A 3971-nucleotide genomic window follows, 5' to 3' on the forward strand; every position below is an offset into this window, starting at 1 on the left:
GGCGCGACGGGTGAAGCTGGCGCAATCGGTGCTACTGGTGCTACGGGTGCAACCGGAGCAACTGGAGCCACTGGTGCTACAGGCGAAACCGGAGCAACCGGAGCCACGGGCGGAACTGGTGCGATTATCCCATTCGCATCTGGTACCCCAGCTGTACTCACAACGATCCTTGGTGGTTTAGTTGGAACAACAAGTATTATTGGATTTGGCGCATCTGAACCTGGTGTAGAGGTTATAGGTCAAAATATCTCGACTGCACTTCTTCCATTGGAGTACGCCTTCACTGCACCTCAAGCAGGGACAATTACTGCAATGTCCGCCACATTTAAAAACACATTGGCATTGACACTTGTTTTAACAACCGTCACCATTAATGCCACAGTATTTATTGCACCAGCTGGCAGCAATACTTTTACCGCAACAACCGCTAATTTAACCCTTGCCCCAGCTTATTCAGGCTCTGTCGCAATTGGTGGAATTAGCTTTGCTTCAGCGAATACGAACGTTGCTGTAAATCAAGGAGATCGGGTGTTAATGGTATTCTCAGCGTCAGCTACAGGTTTAAACTTAGTGAACACGATAACAGGTACTGCAAGCGCAGGAATCACAATGACAACTGTGTAAAGAACAACTCAATAAAAAAAGTACAAAACTTCTTTAATACCCCTTTCATCCCATCCGCTGAAAGGGGCTTTTTCTCATACACTTTTCAATTCACCTTCTGCTACAATTGGGATAGAAATTATTAGGAGGACAAAAATGTTGAAAAACTTGGCCACCTATCTTTACTTGTTCATTATTCTACTTGTTGCTGCTGGTTGCTCAACTGAAGACATGCAATCTGTATCAAACATGAATGATAAAGAGATAGATGCAGATGAAATCATAGTAAAAAACTCGCCATCCGAAAAGTTGCGTGTCCACTACATAGATGTTGACCAAGCAGATGCGACACTGCTCCAGTTTAGCGAGGCGGACGAAGACTTCACTATTCTCATCGATACAGGTGATTGGAATGCGAAGAATGTCGTCACTTATCTTCATGAACAAAATATACGCACAGTCGATCTGGTTGCAATCACCCATCCTCACGCTGACCATCTGGGTCAATTAGATAAAATTATCAACGAGGTTAATGTAACAGAAGTGTGGATGAACGGAGAAACGGCTAATTCACAAGTATTTGCCAATTCATTAGAAGCCATTGAAACGAACCAAGTAGATTATTATGAACCTAAAATTGGTGAAGTATTTGATATCGGTCCCCTTCAAATAGAGGTACTGCATCCCAAATCGCTCTCATCTAATACGAATAATAACTCGCTTGCGATGCGGATACAATACCGGGATGTCTCATTTTTATTCACAGGGGATGCTGAATCACAGGCTGAAGAGGAGATGCTGGCTCGCGGTGCAAATCTTGCGGCAACTATTCTACACATTGGCCACCATGGTTCAAACACATCTAGTACACCCGATTTTTTAGAAGCAGTCAATCCGGAAATGGCCATCTATTCTGCCGGTGTAGACAATTCCTATGATCATCCTGATGAAGAAGTCATCAATCGCATCAATTCAAGTGACATTCTTCTATACGGAACGGACATTCACGGAACAATCGTCGTTGAAACCGATGGTCTTACTTATCACGTAATGACACAGAAACAAGGTACCCTTCCCCGCGACACTTCAAATGAGTTTTGCGTGGATATCAATACAGCGAGCGAAGAAGACTTACAGCAAATCATTCATATTGGCCCTGCTTTGGCAAGCCAATTAACCGCTCTTCGTCCATTTCATTCAGTCGAAGAACTCATCAATATAAATGGCATTGGAACTGCTCGTTTAAAAGAGATTCAATCACAGGGACTTGCCTGCATAGGAGGATAACCATGTACTCAGCTTATCTAGACCGATTTACCGACACTGATCAAGCACTTATTCTCGTAGAAGATTTACAAAAAGAATTCCTTGTGCCCATTTCCAATCTCCCAACAGGCAGTCAAACAGGAACTTGGTTTGTCGTTGACATTCAAAACGACAACATCACCTCACTTCAAATTAATGAAAAGAAAACACGCGACATGCAAAGAGACATTAAAAATCGAATGCAGCGGCTACAAACAAATAAGACAAGTCGCTTCAAGCGAAAGTAATCAGTATGAAGGCCAATTGGTCTTCTTTTTTTTAACTTCATATACTACTAGTAATGAATAATATACATGTTAGAATATAATCATCAGAATTATTAGTAAACGCAGCGAAGAAATAACAGGGGGATGGTCATGAAACAAACATGTATTCGGTTCTTAGTTTCTTTAATTTGTATCGTGTTTATCGCCGGTTGTGGAACACCGTACGGCGATGATGTCATTGAGATTAATAGTAACGACTTAGCCCCGATGTTTGTACTTGAAGATATAGAAGGAAATACTGTTTCGCTAAAAGATGTTCAGCAGAAAACCTATGTAAAGTATTGGGCTTCTTGGTGTTCAATTTGTTTGGCTGGTCTCGAGGAACTCGATACATTAGCAGCTCGTGATACCGATTTTCGCGTCATTAGTATTGTTAGTCCAGGATACAAAGGAGAAATGTCTACCGAAAAGTTCAAAGCCTGGTATGCATCCCTTGCATTAGACAATATGACAGTATTACTTGATGAGGATGGCGTTTGGGCACGTGAATTTGGCGTCATTGGTTATCCAAGTTCTTTTTTTATAAGTTCTTACGGAGAACTTGAAGAATCATTTGTCGGACATACTTCTAATGCAGAGATTACCACAATCATAAACCAACTAAGATAGCGAGGTGATTAACGATGAATCGAATACTTTATGGGTTCTTGTTTGGCATGTTGCTCATAGTTCTTTCCGCTTGTACAGGACAAATTAAAGAAGTAAGTGATGTTCATTCAGCAACAAAGTTACCGACCTCCTCTGCTCCTGAAACCGAATCAGCGCGTGATCTTGATGTAATTTATTTTGCAGGGGGTTGCTTTTGGGGTGTCGAAGAATTCTTTTCTAAAATGCCCGGTGTAGTTGATGTGACCTCTGGTTATGCCAATGGAGTCGGAGAAAACCCGACGTATGAGGAAGTTATGAGCGGTGAATTGGGGTTTGTGGAAACGGTTGAAGTGCAATATGATCCCGAAGAAGTCGACCTCTTAACTCTCATCACTTATTATTTTAAAGCGATTGATCCGACGACGTTAAACCAACAAGGAAATGATATTGGTGTTCAGTACCGCACTGGGATTTATTATGTGAACGATGATGATGCACGCTTAATCGATACACTTCTGACCGCTGAACGTGAAAAGTATGATCAAGCTGTTGTTACTGAAGTGTTGCCTTTAACAAATTATTTTTTAGCAGAGGAATACCATCAAGACTTCTTAGTGAAAAATCCTAACGCTTATTGTCATATCGATATGAGTATCTTGGATGATTTGAATTCTTTGGTGGATCCGTCCCTTTACTCTAGACCTAGTGATGATGCGCTTAAAGAAAGTTTAACCGAGGAACAATATAATGTAGCGGTATTGAATGATACGGAAACTGCTTACTCCAATGCATATTGGGATTTATACGAACCTGGCATTTACGTTGATATCGTCACGGGTGAACCCCTGTTTACCAGTACCGATAAATATGATTCTTTTTGCGGGTGGCCGAGTTTTACAAAACCAATTGACCCGAGTGTCGTGACTTATACCGTCGATACGAGCTTTAATATGGTCCGTACAGAAGTTCGAAGTCGTGTGGGTGACATTCATTTAGGCCATGTATTCGACGATGGACCAACCGATCAAGGTGGAAAAAGGTACTGCATTAATAGCGCTTCTATCTTGTTTATTCCTTTGGATGATATGGTGCAAGAAGGGTATGGGTATTTGGTGGCCCACGTCGAATGAAGGAGGCTACATTTGCCTCCTTTTTTATCCCGCATTAACGGGCAGTAAGACGCCCACC

Annotated in this window: 5 protein-coding genes; all 5 read left to right on the forward strand. The window is 41.8% G+C overall.

Annotated features, from left to right (window positions below; all coding sequences use genetic code 11):
• A partial coding sequence (locus tag AC25Y1_RS19220; RefSeq protein ID WP_488149627.1) for an exosporium glycoprotein BclB-related protein occupies positions 1–624 on the forward strand: 624 nt, incomplete at its 5' end.
• Positions 625–759: 135 nt separating this feature from the next.
• A complete protein-coding gene (locus AC25Y1_RS19225) occupies positions 760–1890 on the forward strand; it encodes an MBL fold metallo-hydrolase (protein WP_488149628.1) in 1131 nt (376 codons plus the stop codon).
• Positions 1891–1892: 2 nt separating this feature from the next.
• On the forward strand, positions 1893–2156 hold the full coding sequence (locus tag AC25Y1_RS19230; protein ID WP_488149629.1) for a DUF3006 domain-containing protein: 264 nt from the start codon (positions 1893–1895) through the stop codon (positions 2154–2156).
• A 129-nt stretch (positions 2157–2285) separates the two neighbouring features.
• Positions 2286–2804, forward strand: coding sequence for a redoxin family protein (locus tag AC25Y1_RS19235; protein WP_488149630.1), 519 nt, complete (start codon positions 2286–2288; stop codon positions 2802–2804).
• Between the two features lie 14 nt (positions 2805–2818).
• On the forward strand, positions 2819–3913 hold the full coding sequence (gene msrB / locus AC25Y1_RS19240; protein ID WP_488149631.1) for a peptide-methionine (R)-S-oxide reductase MsrB: 1095 nt from the start codon (positions 2819–2821) through the stop codon (positions 3911–3913).
• Positions 3914–3971 lie beyond the last annotated feature (58 nt).

The sequence above is a fragment of the Sporosarcina sp. Y1009 genome, assembly GCF_057669865.1.

Coding starts and splice junctions, on each gene's coding strand:
- AC25Y1_RS19225 (WP_488149628.1), top strand. CDS start 760: ATGTTGAAAAACTTGGCCACCTATCTTTACTTGTTCATTATTCTACTT.
- AC25Y1_RS19230 (WP_488149629.1), top strand. CDS start 1,893: ATGTACTCAGCTTATCTAGACCGATTTACCGACACTGATCAAGCACTT.
- msrB (WP_488149631.1), top strand. CDS start 2,819: ATGAATCGAATACTTTATGGGTTCTTGTTTGGCATGTTGCTCATAGTT.
- AC25Y1_RS19235 (WP_488149630.1), top strand. CDS start 2,286: ATGAAACAAACATGTATTCGGTTCTTAGTTTCTTTAATTTGTATCGTG.